The organism is Sinorhizobium fredii NGR234 (genome assembly GCF_000018545.1).
Taxonomy (GTDB): Bacteria; Pseudomonadota; Alphaproteobacteria; order Rhizobiales; family Rhizobiaceae; genus Sinorhizobium; species Sinorhizobium fredii_A.
The window spans coordinates 1,261,387-1,282,828 of record NC_012586.1 but is presented as its reverse complement, the minus strand read 5'-3'; the positions used below and the strand labels follow the sequence as shown (position 1 = coordinate 1,282,828).

The window sequence follows — 21,442 nt, the reverse complement described above, 5'->3', positions numbered from 1 at the left end:
GGCCAAGACGGGGAATGCACTGCGAAAAGGAAGCACCGGCTGCCCGGCGCCATGCGAGGCCCGCTCCGGATGACCGGAGCGGGCCTCGATGATTACTTCTGCGGCTGGCCCATCGACGAGCGATAGGCGGCAAGCTGCTTGTCGCGGCCGAACTCATCGGTCAGCTTGTTCCATTGCTCGGCGACCGTATCGAGCGCCTGCTGCGGCGTCACCTCGCCGGCAAGCGCCTTGGAAAGCTCGATCTCGAGCACCTCCGTATAGGAGAAGTAACCGGGCAGGCGCATGTCGAGGGCGATGTTCTTGGCGGTGACCGCTTCCTTCTGCGCGCCGAGATATTCCTTCGCCTCGCGATCGGAAAAGATCTTCGACCAGAGTTCGAGATTGGTGGTGTGCGAAAGGCGGTACGGATTGACGCCCGTGCCGCCGGTAATCGCCGCCTGCGCCGAGACCTCGGGGCTGGTCAGGTATTGGATATAGTTCCAGGCGGCTTCCTGCTTCGTCGACGAGCTCGGCACCGCCGCCTGCCAGCCGCCGAAGGCCATGAAGGAAGTCTGCACGACCTGATCGAACTTGTCCCACTTCTTGGTCTTGTAATTGTAGATCTCATCAGCGCCGGGTAGCGGCGCGGAGCCCACCTTGCCGGCAACCTTCGACTGCTTCGGGTCGGCGGCAATGACGCCGGTGTCGCCCCAGCCGATCGATTCCGCGACCTGTCCACCGGCAAAGGCGGCGTTCACCTCGCCGAAGGAGAAGTTGAGCGCATTTGGCGGTGCAAGCTTCGAGGCGCGGATATATTCCTCCAGGCCGCGCACCCAGCCCGGGTTGTTGACCTGCGCGTCCATCGTGTCCGGATCGAAGAACATGCCGCCCGGATTGTCCGGATGGCTGGTATAGCCGGCCACGTGGCTGAACAGGAACCAGAACTGTTGGCCGCCACGGCGGAAGGCTTCCGCCGTTCCCCAGAGGTTGTTGGCCGGCTGGTTGAAGAACTCGGCGATGTCCAGATACTCTTTCCAGGTCTTGGCCGGTGCCAGGTCGTAGCCGTATTTCTCCTTGAAAGCCTTCTGGTTGTCGGGGTTTTCGAACAGGTCGATGCGGTAGGTATAGGTATGGGCATCGCCGTCCATGGTCTGCGACAGGACCTTGCCGTTCCAGACCATCAACTGTTCACGATAGACAGGCGCGATGTCCTCCCAGGCGGAACCCTGCCGCATCTCCGCCGGCATTTCGGCGAGGAAGTCGGTGAAATCCGGTGCCCAGGCCGGCGCGAAGGCGATGACGTCGAAGGCATCCTCACCGGCGGTCAACGAAGTCACGATTTTCGGATAAAGCTCGGACCAGGGAAACTCGACGACTTTCACCTTGCCGCAGGTTTTCTCCTCCCAGCCCTTGGCGGCGATCTGGAGGGCCGAAGCGATGTAGGGGCCGGTCTGGGTGGTGGCGGTCAGTTCGACGCCCGTAAAGTCCGGGTCACAGGCAAAGGCGGTTCCATTGGCCGCAGCGGCCAGCAGGCCGGCGGCAGTCGATGCGAGCAGAAGTTTCCTCATTTTTTCCTCCCTCTGAGTGAACCTTGCAAAATCTGGAAAATGCACGCAGTCATTTGATGGCTCCGAGGAGCAGGCCAGACCGCATCAACCTGCTCAGAATTCCGGCCATGACCATCATCGGGATGATCGCCACGAGGGCCGCGGCAGAGATCGACCACCATTCGTCGCCGCGCTGGCTGTTTTGTCCGGCAACCAGGATCGGCAGGGTCTGCCATTTCGAACTCGTCAGGAAGAGCGCGAAGAGGAACTCGTTCCAGACGAAGGCGAGCGTGATCATGAAGGTCGCGATCAGGCCCGGCTTGGACATCGGCAGCACGATGCCGAAGAAAATGCGCCAGGTCGGAACGTTGTCGACCATCGCCGCCTCCTCCACCTCGATCGGCAGGGCCTCGAAGAAGTCGCGCATCAGCCAGACGACGATCGGCAGCGAGAAGGCGATATAGGCGAAGGTCAGGCCGACATAACTGTCGACGAGCTTGAAGCCGAGCTTTCCGACCTCCGTGTACATGAGATAGAGCGCGAAGGCGGCGACGATCGGCGGAAACATGCGCTGGCTGACGAACCAGAAGACGATGTCGTTGTTGCCGAGTTCCGGCCCCGGCAGACGGAAGCGGCTGGAGATCACCGCGAGCGCGAGCGCGGCGATGAAGGAATAGATCAGCGAAATCCCCTGGCCGAAGCCGAGCACGTTGCGCCCCAGCAGGAAACCGCCGAAAGCGACGACGACAAAGACGAGGGCGGAGAGCAGCCGAAAGCGAAAGGTGAAGCGGACGAGCGCGTAAGCAGCCATGGCGCCGACGAAGGTTGCAAGCACCGCAGCGGAAAGGCTGACGATCAGCGAGGCGATGAAGGTGTTGTAGAAGGCGCCGCGCTCGCCGGAGAGCAGCTCGTTCCAGGCTGTCAGCGTCGGCTCGAAATCGATGAACGGCAGATAGGTCGGGCCGCCGACGACGGCAAGCGGCGTCTTGAACGACGTGATCGCCACCCAATAGAGCGGAAACAAGGTGAAGGCGAGCCAGAGAAGGCAGCCGCCGAGCGCCAGCCAGCGCCGATTTCCCCGAAGAGTGCGCACGCTCATTTGTGCTTCTCCAGATAGGGCTTGAGCACAGCCAGGTAGACGAGGCCGATCACCGTGATAAAGATCAGGAAGAGGAAGGACAGCGCCGACGTGTAGCCGAGGTTGAACTTCTTGAAGCCCTCCTGATAGGCGAACAGCGTCAATGTCTCCGTCGATACTCCCGGTCCGCCGCCGGTCATGACAAAGACCGTGTCCATGATCTTGTAGCTCTCGATGAGCCGGATGAAAACGACCGCCGTCGAGATCGGCAGCAGCATCGGAAAGGTGATGTCGCGGAATTGCTGCCACGGCGTAGCGTTCTCGAGCGCCGCAGCCTCGTAGACGTCGTCAGGCAGGGTTTGCAGCCCCGCGAGCAGCATCAGGATGACAAACGGCGTCCATTGCCAGACCTCGACCACGATGATCGAGCCGAGCGCCCAACTCGTCCGGGTCAGAAACGGCAGGTTGGGAAAGCCGAAGAGCGTCATGAACTCGTTCAACGGCCCCATGGTCGGGTTGAGGATCTGGCGCGCCACGAGCGCGACGGCGACCGGCGCAACGAGCATCGGCAGCAGGAAGCCGACGCGGAAAATCCCCTCGCCCGGCACGCGGGAATTCAGCGCCAGGGCGACCGACAGGCCGATCACATATTGCAGTCCGACGGAAACGAAGGCGATCAGCGTCGTCGTGCCGGCAACGTGCCAGAAGCGCGGGTTGGAAAGCAGATCGGCGTAGTTGCCGAAGCCGACGAAGCGCGCCGGCATCGGCGGCACGAGCCGCATGCTCATGAAGCTGGTCGTCAGCGAATAGACGAGCGGAAAGATCGAAATCAACAGAACGATGATCAAGGCCGGCCAGATGAAGAAATGCTTGATCGGGTCGTTGCGCGTCATGCCACCGCTCCGCGCGCCAGCAGCGCCTCGATCTCCGCGAGCTTCGGCATGGCCGGCGCCGTTCCACGGCGCGTGACCGCGATGCCGGCCGTCGCGCAACCGAACCGCACCGCCTCGACCGGTTCCAGCCCGCGTGCCAGAGCGGCAGAAAAACCACCGACGAAAGCGTCGCCGGCGCCGGTCGTGTCAACCACCGGGCCGCTGGCGACTGCGGGCACCAGCACCGACTGATTGTCCGTGTGGTAGAGCACACCGCGCTCGCCAAGCGTGATCAGCGCCGTCTTCGCACCTTTCCTGAGGAGCACGTCGCCGGCGCGGCGGACGTCCTCGGGCGTCGGCAGCGCAAAGCCGACAAGCGCGGCCGCCTCCGTTTCGTTCGGGACGATATAGTCGCAGAGCGGATAGATGCTTTCCGGAAAAGGCTCGGCCGGGGCCGGATTGAACACCGTCGTGACGCCGGCCGCATGGGCGATCTTAAGCGCCCTTTCGGCGGCGGCGGCCGGCTGCTCGAGCTGGGTCACGAAGACGCGCGAAGTCTCGATCGTTTCACGCGCCGCCTCCACATCTCCGATGTCGATCGAGCCGGCGGCGCCCGGATAGACGATGATGGCGTTCTCACCGTTCTCGTCGTTGACATAGATGAAGGCGGCCCCGGTCGGCAGATCATCCATCTGCACGATCTTCGGCGTCACGCCCGCTTCGGCATAGGTCTTCAGCGCCATCTCGCCGAACGTATCGCGCCCGAGTCGTGAGATGAACGACACCCGGCTGCCGGCTCGCGCCGCCGCTACAGCCTGGTTCGAGCCCTTGCCGCCCGGGCCGACGGAGAAACCGCTGCCGGTGATCGTCTCGCCGAGCCGCGGCATACGGGACGCCAGATAGGCCGTGTCGGCCACGAATATCCCGAGGATCGAAACACCCGTCTTCATGCCAAGCCTCCTCCCTCAAAAAGCCGCTGGTAGGGTGTTCAGGCAGTTTCCGGTGGAATGACCCCCTTGGTGAAAAGGAAGCAGCCGTAGAACCGCGTCTCCCCGGTGGTGATGACGCAATAGGCCTTCTTGGCCTCCTCGTAGAAGGCGAAGCGCTCGATGCCGTACATCGGCGCCGGCTTGCCCTCGGCGTGGTCGATCTCGGCCTGGACTTCGCGCTGAACAGCCGGGATTTCGTCCGGCGCGCCCATGATTTCCATGCGCCCGGCCGAAGGCTGGAGCGGCGTGTCGAGCGGCAGCACCGAAAGCACGGCCTTTATGGCGCGTGCCGCCGAGACGTTGTCGATGTGCAGCAGTTTGCCGAGCCGCGTCTGCCGGGCGATCGCGTCGGATGGGAAGTTGGTGTCGGAGATCACCAGCGTGTCGCCGTGCCCCATGGACCGGAGCGCGTGCAGCACATCCGCATTGAGCGCCGGGTCGATATTCTTGAGCATGTCAGTCCTCCTCCAGACACCAGGTCGACGGCCGCGGTGAGCCCGCCGGCCTCTCGTAAATGCAAAACTACGTGCTCCACGCCACTGGGCCGGCTCCTCCCGCCCGCGACCTGTGCCGATCCTCTACTCGCCGTAGGGGATCCAGATGTTCTTGACGTCGACGGCGCGCCGCAGGAACGCTTGCCCTTCGGCCGCCGAACGGTCCAACCAGTCGATCGCCTTGCCGTAATCGACGAAGGTGCGCTTCAGATTGCCGACCGACAGCTTCTCGACGAGGGCCGAGAGTTCCGCCGTGCCGAAGGCCCAGAGCGCGTCGACGTCGTTGTGGGCAGCAAGCGTCTTTGCCAGTTCCGTCGCCGAGCCGGTGACGATGTTGACGACACCGGCCGGGACGTCGGAGGTTTCGAGCACCGAATAGAAATCCGTGGCGGCAAGCGGATGCTGTTCGCTCGGAACGACGACGACCCGGTTGCCGACGGCGATCAGCGGCGCGACGAGGCTGACGAAACCGAGCAGCGGTGCTTCGGGCGGGCAGATCACCCCGACGACACCCTGCGGCTCCGGCATGGCGAGCGCCACGCCGCGCAAGGGCGGCAGGTGCACGACGCCTTCGTATTTGTCCGCCCAGGCGCCATAGCTGAAGAGGCGGGCGATCGAGGCCTCGACCTCCGCCTTCGCGTTGGCCGCAGAAACACCGGTCATTGCGGCGGTGCGATCGGCAAATTCCGCCGCCCGACCGCTGAGGTTCTCGGCGATGTAATAGAGGATCTGTGCGCGATTGTGCGTCGTCGCCGAGGACCAGGCCGATGCCGCCTGCGCCGCGACGACGGCGTTGCGGATATCCTTGCGGTTGCCCTCGCCGACTTCGCCGATGACCTTGCCCTTCGGCGACAGGATTTGTCGCGAGTAGTTTCCGTCCGGCCGTGCCTGTTTGCCACCGATGAAGAGCTTGGCGGTGCGGTCGAGCGACGGCATGGCGAAATCGCTCGGAACCGCTTTGAGAGACGGCGCACTTGGTCCCGTCCGGAGCTTGCGCCCCACCCAGGCCTTCGGTTTCAGATATTCGTAACAGCCTTCCTTGCCGCCTTCGCGGCCGAAGCCGGATTCGCGTTTTCCGCCGAAGCCGCTCGAGGCATCGAAAAGATTGGTGGCATTGACCCAGACGACGCCGGCGGCAAGCTTGGCGGCGACATGCAGGGCGAGCCCGATCGTCTCGCTCCAGACGCTGGCGGCAAGGCCGTAACGGGAGTGGTTGGCGAGCTGGATTGCCTCTTCCGGCGTGCGGAAGGTCATCGAAACGGCGACCGGTCCGAAAATTTCCTCCGTGGCGACGACGGAGGTCGGCTGGACGGCGGTCAGCAGCGTCGGCGGATAGAAGCTACCGCCATTCGGCAGTTCGATCGGTGGCTGGTAAAGCGCCGCCCCTTCGGTCACCCCCTGGCTGACGAGGCTCTCGATCCGCTGCAATTGCACCGGCGCGACGATCGCCGCCATGTCGATCGCCTTGTCGAGCGGATGGCCGACCCTGAGCGTCCCCATCCGCCGCTTCAGGCGTTCGTGAAACCGCGGCGCCACACCCTCCTGGACGAGGACGCGCGAACCGGCGCAGCAGACCTGGCCCTGGTTGAACCAGATCGCATCGACCACGCCTTCGACCGCCGCGTCGATATCGGCGTCATCGAAGACGATGAAGGGCGATTTGCCGCCGAGCTCCAGCGTCAGCGATTTGCCGGAGCCGGCGGTCTTCTCGCGGATCAGGCGGCCGACCTCGGTCGAGCCGGTGAAGGCGATCTTGTCGATGTCGTCGTGCTCGACGATCAGCGCTCCCGTCTCGCCCTCGCCGGTCACCACGTTCAGTACGCCCGGCGGCAATCCGGCCGCCGAGGCGAGCTCGGCGAAGAGCAGCGCCGTCAGCGGTGTGAACTCCGCCGGTTTCAGAATGACGGTGTTGCCGAGTGCCAGGGCCGGCGCCACTTTCCAGGCGAGCATCAGGAAGGGAAAGTTCCAGGGGATGACCTGGCCGACGACGCCGACCGGCACCTGATCGGCAAATTCCGTGTCCTGGAGCTGCGCCCAGCCGGCATGATGGTAGAAATGGCGGGCGGCGAGCGGAATGTCGATGTCGCGCGTCTCGCGGATCGGCTTGCCGTTGTCGAGCGCCTCGACCACGGCGATCAGCCGGGCGTGGCGCTGGATCATCCGCGCCAGCGCATAGAGATGCCGGGCCCGGGCATGGCCGGAGAGCTTCGCCCAGGCGCCTTGCGCCTTGCGTGCCGCTGACACGGCGGCGTTGACGTCCTCGCGGCCGCCCCGCGCGATCTTTGCCAGCAGCGCGCCGGTCGCCGGCTCGAAGCTGTCGAACGTCTTCCCCGAGGCGGAGGCGACGAAGCCGCCATTGATGAAGTGACCGAATTCACCCTTGTGGCGGGCGAGCCAGGCGCGGGCCTCTGTATCGCCTTCGGGTGCGGGGCCATAGGACATTTCGTCGAAAAACCTGGCGACGCTCATCGGATTATCCAATCGGGTGTCTGTTGAGGGCCGAATAGGCGCCGCTGACATGATGTTCGAGCTGGCGCTCGATATCGGCCAGCAGGCTCGATGCCCCGACGCGGAAGAGATCCGGCTCGAGCCATTCCCGGCCGAGCTCTTCCTTCATCAGGAACTGGTAGTTCAGCACGTCCTTCGCCGCCGAGATGCCGCCGGCAGGCTTGTAGCCGACCTTGATGCCGGTGCGCTCCTGATAGGCGCGGATCATCCTCAGCATCACAAGGGTGACGAGCAGCGTCGCGTTCACCCCTTCCTTGCCGGTCGAGGTCTTGATGAAGTCGGCCCCCGCCATCATGCAGACGAGCGAGGCGCGGGCGACATTGCGCAAGGTCTTGAGGTCGCCGGTCGCGAGGATCGCCTTGACATGCGCATCGCCGCAGGCGTCGCGGAAGTCGCGCATCTCGTCATAGAGCGCCTGCCAGTTACCGGTCAGCACATGCTCGCGGGTGATGACGATGTCGATTTCCCTGGCGCCGTCGGCGACCGAGGCCTCGATTTCCTTGAGCTTGAGGCCGTGCGGCACGAGGCCGGCCGGAAAGCCGGTGGAGACCGCGGCGACCGGGATGCCGGAGCCATCGAGCGCCTCGACCGCCGTCGAGACGAAACGGTGATAGACGCAGATCGCCCCCGTCGTGATGTCGCGATCGCCCATCCCGAGAGCGTCGAGAAGATCCTGGCGCACCGGCCGGCGCGCCTTGGCGCAGAGCCGCTTGACGCGCTCCGTCGTATCGTCGCCGTTGAGTGTGGTCAGGTCGATGCAGGTGACCGCCTTCAAGAGCCAGGCGGCCTGCGCATCCTTCTTCACGGTGCGGCGGCCCGGCAGCGTTGCGACACGCCGCTCGGCAGCGGAAAGATTGACGCGCTGGTCCAGCACCCAGGAAAGGTCGAGATCGACACCGTCGTTGCGCGGCCAGTTGTGACCGGTGCCAGCGGGCTTGGCGGAAACCGCCCCCGCCTTCACAGCAAGGTCTTCCAAGCGACTACTCCTCGATTTCTCCCTGCCGGACCGGGTCGTTAGCAGACAACCCCGCGACTTGTTATTTTTTTATCTATTTTTGTTATCATTCCATCAAGCCTGCCGGCTGTCAAGCGACGGCACCGGACGAAGCGGCGAGATTATCATATTTATCCCCTCGACGCCTCAAGGGCCGGAAGCGTCGCCTCTCCGTCTTCGGTGATCACCGCCCGGAAAGCGGCGAGCGGCGCAAAGAAAGCAGCCTTCAGCCTGCCGATCTTGCTGTTGTCCACCACGAGGTAATTCTCGCGCGCCAGTGAAATCACCTTCTGCTTGACCGGCACTTCATGAAAATGAACGCACGTCGCCCCACGGTCGGGATCGACGCCGGCAGCCGACAGGAAGGCGACGTTGATGCCGAGATGATCGAGCGTCTCGAGACCGGAATTGCCCGAGAACGAAGCCGATGACGGGTGGTAGACGCCGCCAAGCATAACGATCCGGACATTAGGCCTGCGGGTCAGGCGGTCGGCCACGTTCAGCGAGTAACATACTGCCGTGATTGAATAACTTTCCGGTATCAGATCTACGAGATATTCGAGCGTCGTGCCGCAATCGATGAAGATCGTCTCGTCGGGACGGATATGCCGGGCGGCATGCACGCAGGCCTCGCGCTTCGCCGTCGCGTGACTGTCGGCCTCGCGGGCGAGATCATAGGGCGCATCAGCCTCGATATCGGCGGCCGGAACGATATGACCGCCGAGATATCCGAAAAGGCCGGGATTGTCGGCAATGTCGCGGCGGACGGTCATCTCCGACACGCCGAGAAGGGCGGCGGCATCCTTGAGATGCAGCACGCGCCGTACCGAAAGCGCCTCGGCCAATGCGATGATGCGGGTAGCCTTACGGTTGGCCATTGCTCTTCCGGATAGCACGACGTGGCGCGGGCCAGGCGGCTGCTGCGCAACAATATTTGTTAGAAATATCACAAACCTTGTTCTATCTGCAAGAGGAGCCCGACGGCGCGGCCGTGCTTCCGCCCGCCACACCGGCGCTTGCTCCAAGCAAAACCGGCCAGAACCCCTCCGCCAATACCGGAGGCGTTGGCACCCACTGCCTCATGCCTTCACAGCGACCCCATGGCTTTACAGATGGAAGGCGTCTTTTAGGTCGCTGCCTTTCCTTGCCGGTCGGAGATCGAGGTCGGCCTCGATGTGATCGATATGCCGGAGCATCAACGCGCAGGCGGTCTCGACGTCCTTGTTCTCGAGCGCATCGACAATCTGCTGATGCTCGCTGTGCCCGCAGCTCGATATGACCGATTGCCCGTAAAGCGCGATCACGAGCGAGGAGCGGGCGACGAGTTCATCCATGAAGCGTTTGAGAATGGCATTGCCGCTCATGGCGGCGACCGCCAGATGAAAATCGCCGGACGCCTTGATTTCGGCGCGGCGGGCCGGCGCGCCGCGCTGGTTCGTCAGCCGCTCCTCCTCCGCGAGCAACGCTCTGAGTTCTTTGACCTGCGTTTTGCCGACATGAGGCGCCGCCTCGCGAAGTATGACCGGCTCCAGCAGGCGGCGCGTCGCGAAGATCTGCTGTGCCTCGGCCACCGAGGGCGAGGCAACAAAGGCGCCGCGATTCTTCTCGAAACTGACGAGCCCTTCATAGGAGAGAGCCTGAAGAGCGGCGCGAACGAGGGTCCGGCTGACATTGAAAAGGCTGCCGACGTCGGTTTCGGAAAGCTTCGTCCCGGGCGCGAGGCGCCGCTCGACGATCGCATCGCGAACTGCTTCGCGGATCTGCCGGGCGTCGATTTCTATGGCGCTTTCCGCCGAGGCAAGATTGGCTGGCGTCATGAGGCTTACGAATCCGAACGAGACCGATACTACGGGTTCGTCGGACGTTAACCGCTTTTTGCCCCCAATCAAAGAGCAATATTGTATACAATAATAGGCAATATTTGAGCGCAAACGCCTATAAAATATGCATCCAACCTGATTTTGCCGGCCGGTGGTCTCGCGACTTTCATGAACTTTGCCGCAAAATCAGCCCTTTAGCGAACTGGCACGCTTGATGCTTCGTCTCCGGGGCAAGGAGAAAGCGGGCATGTCCAAAGCAGCAGAAATCGATATCGCTTCCGTTTCCAAGGTCTATGGCACGACCACTGCCGTCCATGCCATCAGCCTGAAGATTCCGGCCGGCAGCTATTGCTGCTTTCTCGGCCCCTCGGGCTGCGGCAAGACCTCTACGCTCCGGATGATCGCCGGACACGAGAGTTTGTCCTCCGGCGATATCCGTCTCGGTAATGTCGTGATCACCGACTTTCCGCCCGCCAGACGCGGCACGGCGATGATGTTCCAGTCCTACGCGCTGTTTCCGCATCTAGACCTCGTCGACAACGTCGCCTTCAGCCTGAAGATGAAAGGTGTGCAGAAGGAGGAACGCCGGGCCAAGGCTCTGGAAATGCTCAAGCTCATGCAGATGGAGGCCTATGCGACACGCCGTCCGGCGCAGCTTTCCGGCGGCCAGCAGCAGCGCGTCGCGCTCGCCCGGGCGCTCATCACCGATCCGGAAGCGCTGCTGCTCGATGAGCCGCTGTCGGCGCTCGATCCATTCCTGAAGATCCGGATGCGCGCCGAACTCAAGAAGCTGCAGAAGACGCTCGGCATCACCTTCGTGCATGTGACGCACAGCCAGGAAGAGGCAATGGCGCTCGCCGATGTGATCGTCATCATGAACGACGGCCGGATCGAGCAGGCCGCAGCGCCGCGCACCGTCTTCGAAAAGCCGGCGACCGCCTTCGTCGCCCGCTTCATGGGCGACCACAACGTGCTTTCCGGCCGCGTCACATCGATCGACGACGGCATCGTCACGCTGACGGTGCCGGACGGTCAGATCTTTTCGGTACGCGACATCGCACAGGAGATTGGAAAATCGATCGATATCGGCATCCGCACCGATCGTGTCCGGCTCGAGCCCGCCTCGGAAAAGTCGCTCGGCTTCCAGGGGGTCGTCGCGAACGTCGAATACCGCGGCGCTTCGGTGAAGATCACGGTTATCGGAGCCGGCAGCGACGACTTCACCGTGGTCGTCTCCGATGCCGATTACTTCACGAAACCCGTGTCGACCGGCGACGCGCTGTCCTTGAGCTGGGCCATGGAGGACGTGATCCCCCTTGGCCGCCTTTCAGCCTGAACCGGATCAGAAGAAGCAAGCACTGCCCGATCCTGCAAAAAACCGTCCTAAGCACCATCAAGAAGGGGAACGACAGCATGACCAGTGAAACAAAGACTGCCACGCCCGCAAAAGGCATATCGCGGCGCACGCTCCTGAAGACCGGGGCGGCCGCCGCCGGTGCCATTGCCGGCTCCGGCGCCATTACCGGCTTCCCGACCATCTGGGCGCAGAACCCGATTACGCTCCGCCAGTTCGGCACCGGCGTCTCGAACATCAACGCGATCGCCGAAAAGTGCAAGGAAGACCTCGGCATCACGCTGGAGATGACCGCGACCGATTCCGACGCCGCGGCCCAGCGCGCCGTGACCCAGCCGGACTCCTACGACATCGCCGACATCGAATACTGGATCGCCAAGAAGGTCTTCCCGTCGGGCGTCATGCAGCCGATGGATGTCTCGAAGATCAAATTCTACGACAAGATCGTGCCGCTCTTCATCGACGGCAAGCTGAAGCCGGAGAGCGTCGTTGCCCAGGGCACCGCGCCGCACACCGTCGGCTTCGTCGAGGCGCAGGACTCCAAGAGCTTCGCCAAAGCGCCGACGCAGTGGATGACGCTCATCCCGACCATCTACAATGCCGACACGCTCGGCATCCGTCCGGATCTCGTCGGCCGCGAGATCACCACCTGGGCCGACATCATGGACCCGGCCTTCAAGGGCAAGACGGCGATCCTCAACATCCCGTCGATCGGCATCATGGACGCCGCCATGATCATGGAGGCCCTGGGCAATATCAAATATGCCGACAAGGGCAACATGACGACGGACGAGATCGACGCAACGATCGATTTCCTCATCAAGGCGAAGCAGGACGGCCAGTTCCGCGCCTTCTGGAAGTCGTTCGACGAGAGCGTCAACCTCATGGCCTCCGGCGAGGTCGTCATCCAGTCCATGTGGTCGCCGGCCGTCGCCGCGGTGCGCTCGAAGGGCATCGCCTGCAAGTACCAGCCTCTGAAAGAGGGTTATCGCGCCTGGGGCGGCGGCCTCGGCCTCGCCGCCCACCTCCAGGGCGCCCAGCTCGACGCGGCCTATGAGTACATCAACTGGTATCTCTCCGGCTGGGTCGGCGCATACCTCAACCGCCAGGGCTACTACTCGGCTGCCATGGAGACTGCCAAGGCCCACATGTCCGAGGACGAATGGGGCTTCTGGGTCGAAGGCAAGCCCGCCAAGGGCGACATCCTCTCGCCGGAAGGCAAGGTCATGGAAAAGGCCGGTGCCGTGCGCGACGGCGGCTCCTTCGAGGAACGCATGGGCAAGGTCGCCTGCTGGAACTCGGTGATGGACGAGGACCGCTACATGGTCCGCCGCTGGAACGAGTTCATCGCGGCTTAAGCCGCACCGCTGGTGCACCACCGCCTTCCCCTCCCCAACCCTCCCCACAAGGGGGAGGGAGTCCGGAGAGGGCGCGGATCAAGAGCTCCCTCCCCCTTGTGGGGAGGGTTGGGGAGGGGTCTTTCGGCTCCTCTCCAATAGAGATTTCCGAGATGTCCGAAAGGATGGAAGATGGCAACGATCGCTTCCACAGAAGCAAACGAGACGAGCCGGCGAACGCGAAGCCGCGGCCTTTGGTCCGCGCTTGTCGCGATATCCTACATACAGGCCGCCCCTCTCCTCCTGATCCTCGGCTTCTTCTTCGTGCTGCCGATCCTCACCATCATCGTCGTCAGCTTCTGGGACTACGATTTCGCGGGCCTCTATCCCGATTTCCTGACGATGAACTATACCGATACACTCGGCTCCTGGGTCACCTGGAAGACCTATCTCAACACGCTGAAGTTGACCGCCATCACCTGGGCGCTGACGCTCTTCATCGGCTTCTGGGTCGCCTATTTCCTCGCCTTCCACATCCGCACGACGACGATGCAGATGGTGCTTTTCCTCGTCTGCACCGTGCCGTTCCTTACCTCGAACATCATCCGGATGATCTCCTGGATCCCGGTTCTCGGCCGCAACGGTCTCGTCAACTCCACCCTGATCGAACTCGGCATCATTCCGCAGCCGATCGAGTGGCTGCTTTATTCCGATTTCGCCGTCGTGCTCGCCATGGTGCATCTCAACACGCTGTTCATGGTGACGCCGATCTTCAACACGCTGATGCGCATCGACCGATCGCTGATCGAGGCGGCGCGCGATTGCGGCGCGAGCAGCTGGCAGGTTCTCTGGAATGTCGTCCTGCCGCTCGCAAAGCCCGGCATGGCGATCGGCTCGATCTTCGTCGTGACGCTCGTCATGGCGGATTTCTCGACCGTGCAGGTGATGTCCGGCGGGCAGAGCGCATCGGTCGCACTGATGATGAAGAACCAGATGTCGCTGCTGCAATATCCGGCCGCCGCCGCCAACGCGGTCGTGCTGCTCATCGTGGTGCTGCTGATGGTCGCGGCGATCCTCCGGGTCGTCGATATCCGCAAGGAGCTCTGAGATGAACAACGAAAGACGCAGCAAGGGATTCTATGTTCTGGCAGCCTTCTTCGCGCTGTTCGTGCTGTTCCTCTATGGCCCTCTCTCGGCCGTGCTGATCCTCTCCTTCCAGGGGCCGGATGGCGGCCTCACCTTCCCGCTGAACGGCGTTTCGCTGCACTGGTTCTACAATCTCTTCGAGAAGCAGGCGGTCGGCGATTTCGGCGCCTCGTTCCGCCGCTCCTTCACGCTGGGACTGATGGTGATGGTGGTGAACGTCGTCGTCGCGCTTCTGGCGGGCCTAGCCTTCCGACATCGTTTCCGCGGCGCGACGGCCCTCTTCTACGTGACCGTCGCGAGCCTCGTCGTGCCGTCGATCATCATCTCGCTCGGCATCGGCGTCGTCTTCCAGCAGTTCGGACTGAAGCCCGCCTGGTATTCCTCCGGTTTCGGCGCACATCTCACCTGGACGCTGCCCTTCGGCGTATTGATCATGTTCGCCGTCTTCAACCGCTTCTCGCCCGCCTATGAGGAGGCCGCTCGCGATCTTGGCGCCACCGCCTGGCAGACCTTCCGCCATGTCGTGCTGCCGATGATCGCGCCGAGCCTGATCGGCGTCGGCCTCTTCGGCTTCACCCTCTCCTATGACGAGTTCGCCCGCACGCTGATGACCTCCGGCACCTACAACACCCTGCCGCTCGAAATCTACGGCATGACGACCAACGTGACGACGCCGGTGCTCTATGCACTTGGCACGGTCACGACGCTCTTCTCCTTCACCATCATCCTCGCGGCGCTCGCCATCATCCTCCTGCTCCGGCGCCGCCAGGCAAAGATAAGCTGACATCCATGCGCATCCTGATCGCCAATCCGAACACCACCGCCTCGATGACCGAGAAGGCAGCCGCCGCGGCGCGGGCCGTGGCAGCGCCAGGCACCGAAATCATCGCTGCCACGTCGAAGGGCGGACCTGCCTCGATCGAGGGGCACTATGACGGCGCGATCGCCGTGCCTGGCCTGCTCATGGAAATCCGCGAAGGAGAAGCAGCCGGCGCGGATGCGGCGATCATTGCCTGCTTCGACGACACGGGGCTGGAGGCCGCCCGAACACTCGCCGACATACCGGTGCTCGGACTTTGCGAATCCGCGGTGATGACGGCAGCGTTTCTCGCGCAGCGTTTCACCGTGGTTACGACGCTCGAGCGCTCCCGCGTCCTGATCGAGAACCTTGTACGCCATTACGGCATGGGAGATCGGGCAAAGGTCCGCGCCGCCGATATCCCGGTTCTCGAACTCGAGGACAAGGCTTCGGGTGCGCTCGGCAAGCTCGAGCGCCAGATCGAACGGGCTCTGCAAGAGGACGGCGCCGAGGCGATCGTGCTCGGCTGCGCCGGCATGGCCGATCTCGCCCGATCGCTGCAGCGGCAATATGGCGTACCGGTCATCGACGGCGTCTCGGCGGCGGTCAAGCAGGCCGAGGCACTGGTGGCACAGCGGCTTTCGACCAGCAAGCGCGGCTCCTATGCCTCCCCCCTGTCCAAGGCCTATACCGGCGCGATGGGTACCTTCGCACCGATGCGTACCTGAACCGTTGCCGACGAATTCCTCTGGTTGCAAAGCTCTTTGTTGACAACGCTCTGCGAAGGTTGAAAGAGTGTGGCTCACTCGAAGCGGGCAGCGTTGGGAGGACTTTGTCGATGCGCGCGTTTCTCGGCCTTACCACCCTTTTCTTGACGCTTCTTTCCCTCGGCGCCCCGGCCGCGGCGGCCGAAGCCGACCGCAAGGTCGAGATCACCAATGACGCCGATTATTTCGGCTTCGACCTGCGCACCGAACAGGACGTCTCGCTCGACGAGTGCCAGACCGCCTGCATCGCCGACCGCGCCTGCAAGGCCTTCACCTACAATCCAAAGGTGAAGTGGTGTTTCCTCAAGTCCGACTTCAACCAGTTGAACACGTTCAAGGGAGCGATTGCCGGGAAGGTCGTCGAGACTGCCGCGGGCGAACCGGATCTCGGCGCCCCGCCTCGCCTCTCCTTCGTCTCGGACGACCTCCTGCAGCAGGCACGCGACGTCAAGGCCGGCCTCGCCTTGGCCGACGACCAACAGGGTTTCGGCGTCAACGGCTTGATCGAAACGGGACATCGCGAGTTGACGGCTGGCAACTTCGTCGCCGCACTCAAGGCGTTCCGTGGTGCGCTGGCGATCATCCCCGAGGACGGTGAGCTGTGGCTGGAGACGGCGAGAGCCGCCAACCGGTACAGCGGCGGTACGGATCTCGCCAGCGAGGCGGCGCTTGCCGCGCTCAACGGCTATCAGTTGACGAGAACGACCCAAAGCCGCGCCGATGCGCTCGCCGTCCTCGCGCAGGCGCTCGACAACCTGCAGAACTACCGATCCGCGCTGCAGGCCTACAAGGGCAGCCTCGAACTCGTGCAGGCCAAGACCGTCGAGACAGCCTATCTCGACCTCAAGGCACGCCAGGGTTTCCGCGTCACCGGCCATACGATCGATGCGGATGGCGCAAGCCCGCGCGCCTGCGTGCAGTTCTCCGAACAGTTACTGAAGAACGGTCCCGATTACGCCTCCTTCGTAACGCTCGACGGCGTCGCGCCGAAAGCGGTCGAAGCCAAGGGTAGCGAGATCTGCGTCGAGGGGCTGGCGCACGGCCAGCGCTACAAGCTGGTCCTCAGGCAGGGGCTGCCCTCCTCCGTCGACGAAGTCATCGAAACCCCGGTCAGCCTCGACATCTATGTCAAGGACCGCGCGCCGATGGTGCGCTTCACCGGCGACAGCTTCGTGCTGCCGTCGACGGCACGCCGCGGCATCCCGATCGTCTCGGTCAACACGGAAAGCGCCAACCTCAAGCTCTATCGCATCGGCGACCGCAGCATCTCGACTTTGCTGACGAGCTCGCAGTTCCTCACCCAGCTCGACGGCTACAGCGCCGAGCGCATCGAGGCCGAAAGCGGCGAGCTCGTCTGGCAGGGCAGCATCGACATCAAGACCGAGCTCAACAAGGAAGTGGTCACGAGCTTCCCTGTCGACGAGGCGCTGCCGAAGCGCAAGCCCGGCGTTTATGTACTGACCGCCGCATCGGCGACCGCGCTCAGCCAGGAATGGGACGCGCGCGCCACGCAATGGTTCGTCGTCTCCGATATCGGCATCTCGACCTATGCCGGAACCGATGGACTGAGTGTCTTTGCGCGCTCGCTCGCCAGCGCCAAGCCGCTCGCCGACGTCGAACTGCAACTGGTCGCCAAGAACAACGAAGTGCTCGGCACCGCGACGACCGACGCGGAAGGGCGCGCCGTCTTCGCGGCCGGCCTGATCCGCGGCACGGCGAGCATGACCCCGGCCGTCATCACGGCGCGGCAAGGCGAGGACGACTACGTCTTCCTCGACATGACACGCGCCGGCTTCGATCTTTCCGACCGCGGCGTTACCGGCCGCGCCGCACCGGGCGCAATCGATATCTATGCCTGGACCGAGCGCGGCATCTACCGCGCCGGCGAGACGGTGCATGCCGCAGCGCTTGCCCGCGACGTCAATGGCCAGGCGATCGAGAACCTGCCGCTCACCTTCGTGTTCCTGCGCCCGGACGGCGTCGAGGACCGCCGCATGGTCAGCAATGGCGGCAAGCTCGGGGGCCATACGCTCGATCTGCCCGTTCTCGAAAACGCCATGCGCGGCACCTGGACGATGCAGATCTTCACCGACCCGAAAGGCTCGGCAATTGGCGAGAAGCAGTTCCTCGTCGATGACTTCGTGCCGGACCGCACCGAATTCGCCCTGACGAGCGAAGCGAAGCAGGTGGAGATCGGCACGCCCATTGACGTCGCGGTCGACGGCCGCTTCCTCTATGGCGCGCCGGCCGCCGGCCTGACGCTCGAAGGCGACGTGGCGGTCAAACCGACGCGCGAGAGCGAAGCCTTCAAGGGCTATGTCTTCGGCCTCGCCGATGAGGAGGCAAGCGAAGACAGCCGCTTGCCGCTCGAAGGCCTCGAGCCGCTCGATGCGGACGGGAAATCGGTGTTTGCCGTCGATCTCGGCGAGGTGCCGGCAACGACGCAATTGCTGAACGCCACGGTTACGGTGCGCATGCGCGAGGCCGGCGGCCGGGCCGTCGAACGTGCCTTGACGCTGCCGGTCAAGCCGGAAGGTCCGATGATCGGCATCAAGCCGGAATTCTCCGGCGAGCTCGCCGAAAATTCGGTCGGCAAATTCCACGTTATCGGCGTCGATGCGGATGGCGCAAAAGTCTCGATGCCCGGTCTTTTCTGGAAGCTGATCAGCGTCGAGCGCAATTATCAATGGTATCGCGACGGCAGCGCCTGGAAATACGAGCCGGTCATTTCCACGAAACAGGTGGCGAATGGTACGGTCGACGTCACCGAGAACGGCGGCCAGATCGCCGTGCCGGTCGGCTGGGGTCGCTATCGCCTCGAGGTCGAGACGGCGGCGGCCGACGGCCCGACCTCGAGCGTCGAGTTCGATGCCGGCTGGTATGTCGAAGCCACCTCGACGGAAACGCCGGATGGGCTCGAGATCGCGCTGGACAAGGAAAATTATGCGGTCGGCGAGACGGCGAAGCTCAAGGTTTCGCCGCGCTTTGCCGGCGAATTGCTGGTGACCGTCGGCACGGAGAACCTGGTCGCGACAAAGACCGCGACGATCGCCGAGACCGGCGGCGAAGTGGAACTGCCGGTCACCGCCGACTGGGGCGCCGGCGCCTATGTGACGGCGACGCTTTACCGCCCCGGTGAAGCCCAGGAAAGCCGCATGCCGATGCGGGCGATCGGCATCAAGTGGCTGACCGTCGACCCCGCCGACCGAAAGCTTGCGATCAGTCTCGACGCACCCGAGAAGACGCAGCCGCGCCAGCCCCTCGACATCAGCCTTCAGGTGCGCGGCGCGGGCGCCAACGAGGACGCCTACGTCACGGTCGCCGCCGTCGATGTCGGCATCCTCAACCTGACGCGCTATGAGGCGCCGGATCCAGACGGCTGGTATTTCGGCCAGAGGCGGCTCGGTCTCGAAATCCGCGACCTCTACGGCCGCTTGATCGACGGTTCGCTCGGTGCCACCGGGCGGCTGCGCACCGGCGGCGACGGCGGGCAGATGCCGCTTGAGGGCAGCCCGCCGACCGAACAACTGGTCGCCTTCTTCTCCGGGCCGGTGAAGCTCGACGCCGAAGGCATGGCGAATGTCCGCTTCGACATCCCGCAGTTCAACGGCACGGCGCGAGTCATGGCGCTCGCCTGGACGAAGGCCGGCACCGGCCATGCGGTGAAGGACGTCGTCATCCGCGACCCGATCGTCGTCACCGCCAGCCTGCCGAAATTCCTGGCGCCCGGAGACCAGGCCGAAATGAGGCTCGACATCGCCAACACAGACGGACCGGCCGGCGACTATCAGTTGCAGGTCACCACAAATGGTCCGGCCACCGTCGAGCAGACCGGCCCCTCGCAAACCGTGGAACTCGAAGCCGGCGGCAAATCCGCCGTGACGCTGCCGCTGACCGGCCAATATCCGGGCAACGGCCTCGTCACGGTCACACTCTCGAACGCCGAGGGCCTGTCGCTGGAGCAGGCGGTGAACATCCCGGTTCGGCCGGCTGCACTGCCGATCACGCAGCGCCAGGTCGTCAATATTGCCGCCGGCAGCAGCCTGACCGTCGACGATCAATTGCTCACCGACAGCCTGCTGCAGGGCGCCTCGGTCAGCCTAAATGTGACCCGATCGGCCGCCTTCGACATTCCGGCGCTCATGATGTCGCTCGACCGCTACCCCTATGGCTGCGCCGAACAGACGACGAGCCGCGCCTTGCCGCTGCTCTATCTCAGCGAGCTCTCCAAGCAGTCGGGGCTTGCCGAGGACGGTGAGGTGGCCAAGCGCGTGCAGGAGGCGATCTACCGCGTCCTTTCCTACCAGTCCTCCTCCGGCAGCTTCGGCCTGTGGAGCCCCGGCTCCGGCGATCTGTGGCTCGACGCCTATGTCACCGACTTCCTGACCCGGGCGCGCGAGCAGAAGTTCGACGTGCCGGAACAGGCGATGGTCCAGGCGCTCGAAAATCTGCAGAACGCGCTGAGCTACGAGACGAATGTCAAGGACCGCGGCAACGAGATCGCCTATGCCCTCTATGTGCTCGCCCGCAATCGCAAGGCGGCGATCAGCGACCTTCGCTATTATGCCGACACGTTGCTCGGGGATTTCCCGACACCGCTTGCCAAGGCGCATATTGCCGCGGCCCTTGCGCTCTACGGCGATGGCGAGCGGTCGCAGGACATCTTCGCAGCCGCCGTCAACATGTCGACCGGGCTCGTCAATGTCAGCCTCGCCCGCTCCGACTACGGGTCGTCGCTACGCGACGATGCGGCAGTTCTGGCGCTCGCGGCCGAAAGCCGCCCCGTGCCGCCGATCATCCCGGAACTCTCGAAGATCGTCGCACGGGAATGGGAGCAGGCCCGTTACACCAGCACCCAGGAACAGGCCTGGATGCTGCTCGCCGCGCGCGCCGTCCAGGGCGGCGACGAGGATATGAGGCTGGCGGTCAACGGCGCCGCCCGCACCGGCAGCTATGCCGCCCGGATTGCCGGCGACGCGCTGATCGAGCACCCGGTCGTCATCCGCAACAACGGCACTGACGCGGTTTCCGCCGTGGTGACGACCGTTGCGGCACCCGCCCAGCCGCTCTCGGCCGGCGGCGACGGCTTCGCCATCGAGCGCACCTATTACACGCTCGATGGTGCCGAGGCGAATGTCAGCCAGGCACGCCAGAACGAGCGCTATGTCGTCGTGCTCAAGGCGACCGAGAGCAACGACTGGCCGTCGCGGGTGCTGATCACCGACCTCCTGCCGGCCGGCTTCGAGATCGACAATCCGAGCCTTGTCGACAGCGCCCAGCTCTCGAATTTCGAATGGATCGGCGAGGTTCAGGCGGCGCACACCGAGTTCCGCAGCGACCGCTTCGTCGCGGCCTTCGACCGTTCGACCGGCGACAATAGGGAGATCACCCTTGCCTATGTCGTCCGCGCCGTGACGCCCGGCACCTACGATCATCCGGCCGCAAACGTCGAGGACATGTACCGGCCGCAGTTCTCGGCCCGCACCGCGACCGGCCGCATGGAGGTGCTGGCGGCCCAGTAAAACGCGCGATGTCGATCCTGCGAACGCTTTTCGTTGGTTTGCCACGGCAGGTGCTGGAATGGCTGGGTATGCGCTGGAAAGGCGTGCAGGCCCTACCCCCCTCTGCCCTGCCAGACATCTCCCCCACAAGCGGGGAGATCGGGGATGCAAGCGCTCGTTCCACGACAGCCGTCGAACTTGAGACATCCCCAACAACTATCGATGGATCCCCGAATTCCGTCGGAGTTCGAGGACTG

At 63.9% G+C, this 21,442-nt stretch carries 15 protein-coding genes; 6 read left to right on the top strand and 9 right to left on the bottom strand.

The window, feature by feature from the left end; all coding sequences use genetic code 11:
* Positions 1–92: 92 nt before the first annotated feature.
* The 9 genes from NGR_RS06160 to NGR_RS06120 form a co-directional block, all read right to left on the bottom strand.
* Positions 93–1,547, bottom strand: coding sequence for an extracellular solute-binding protein (locus tag NGR_RS06160; RefSeq protein ID WP_015887389.1), 1,455 nt, complete (start codon positions 1,545–1,547; stop codon positions 93–95).
* A 49-nt stretch (positions 1,548–1,596) separates the two neighbouring features.
* Positions 1,597–2,625, bottom strand: a complete 1,029-nt coding sequence (locus NGR_RS06155) for a carbohydrate ABC transporter permease (protein WP_015887388.1) — start codon at positions 2,623–2,625, stop codon at positions 1,597–1,599.
* Positions 2,622–3,497, bottom strand: a complete 876-nt coding sequence (locus NGR_RS06150) for a carbohydrate ABC transporter permease (RefSeq protein ID WP_015887387.1) — start codon at positions 3,495–3,497, stop codon at positions 2,622–2,624. Before NGR_RS06150 ends, NGR_RS06155 begins: the two co-directional genes overlap by 4 nt.
* Positions 3,494–4,426, bottom strand: a complete 933-nt coding sequence (gene rbsK, locus NGR_RS06145; protein WP_015887386.1) for a ribokinase — start codon at positions 4,424–4,426, stop codon at positions 3,494–3,496. Before rbsK ends, NGR_RS06150 begins: the two co-directional genes overlap by 4 nt.
* Before the next feature lie 38 nt (positions 4,427–4,464).
* A complete protein-coding gene (locus tag NGR_RS06140; RefSeq protein ID WP_015887385.1) occupies positions 4,465–4,920 on the bottom strand; it encodes an RbsD/FucU family protein in 456 nt (151 codons plus the stop codon).
* Positions 4,921–5,043: 123 nt separating this feature from the next.
* Positions 5,044–7,428 carry an aldehyde dehydrogenase family protein gene (locus NGR_RS06135; protein WP_164923923.1) on the bottom strand — a complete coding sequence of 795 codons (2,385 nt, stop codon included), beginning with the start codon at positions 7,426–7,428 and terminating at the stop codon, positions 5,044–5,046.
* Positions 7,429–7,432: 4 nt separating this feature from the next.
* Positions 7,433–8,443, bottom strand: coding sequence for a deoxyribose-phosphate aldolase (deoC, locus tag NGR_RS06130; protein ID WP_015887383.1), 1,011 nt, complete (start codon positions 8,441–8,443; stop codon positions 7,433–7,435).
* Positions 8,444–8,592: 149 nt separating this feature from the next.
* On the bottom strand, positions 8,593–9,339 hold the full coding sequence (locus tag NGR_RS06125) for a DeoR family transcriptional regulator (RefSeq protein ID WP_164923922.1): 747 nt from the start codon (positions 9,337–9,339) through the stop codon (positions 8,593–8,595).
* A gap of 228 nt (positions 9,340–9,567) precedes the next feature.
* On the bottom strand, positions 9,568–10,278 hold the full coding sequence (locus tag NGR_RS06120) for a GntR family transcriptional regulator (protein ID WP_015887381.1): 711 nt from the start codon (positions 10,276–10,278) through the stop codon (positions 9,568–9,570).
* A 250-nt stretch (positions 10,279–10,528) separates the two neighbouring features.
* On the opposite strand from NGR_RS06120, the gene NGR_RS06115 reads away from it, so the two are divergent.
* From NGR_RS06115 to NGR_RS06090, 6 genes are all read left to right on the top strand, one after another.
* Complete coding sequence (locus tag NGR_RS06115) at positions 10,529–11,617, top strand: ABC transporter ATP-binding protein (RefSeq protein WP_015887380.1); 1,089 nt, start codon at positions 10,529–10,531, stop codon at positions 11,615–11,617.
* Between the two features lie 77 nt (positions 11,618–11,694).
* Positions 11,695–12,993 (top strand): ABC transporter substrate-binding protein, encoded by a 1,299-nt coding sequence (locus NGR_RS06110; RefSeq protein ID WP_015887379.1) that lies wholly within the window; start codon positions 11,695–11,697, stop codon positions 12,991–12,993.
* Between the two features lie 171 nt (positions 12,994–13,164).
* A complete protein-coding gene (locus NGR_RS06105; RefSeq protein ID WP_015887378.1) occupies positions 13,165–14,079 on the top strand; it encodes an ABC transporter permease in 915 nt (304 codons plus the stop codon).
* A 1-nt stretch (position 14,080) separates the two neighbouring features.
* Positions 14,081–14,902 (top strand): ABC transporter permease, encoded by an 822-nt coding sequence (locus tag NGR_RS06100; protein ID WP_015887377.1) that lies wholly within the window; start codon positions 14,081–14,083, stop codon positions 14,900–14,902.
* 5 nt (positions 14,903–14,907) lie between these two features.
* A complete protein-coding gene (locus NGR_RS06095; RefSeq protein ID WP_015887376.1) occupies positions 14,908–15,645 on the top strand; it encodes an aspartate/glutamate racemase family protein in 738 nt (245 codons plus the stop codon).
* A gap of 110 nt (positions 15,646–15,755) precedes the next feature.
* The gene (locus NGR_RS06090) at positions 15,756–21,206 is read left to right on the top strand and encodes an alpha-2-macroglobulin family protein (RefSeq protein ID WP_015887375.1); all 5,451 of its coding nucleotides are present in this window, start codon (positions 15,756–15,758) and stop codon (positions 21,204–21,206) included.
* Positions 21,207–21,442 lie beyond the last annotated feature (236 nt).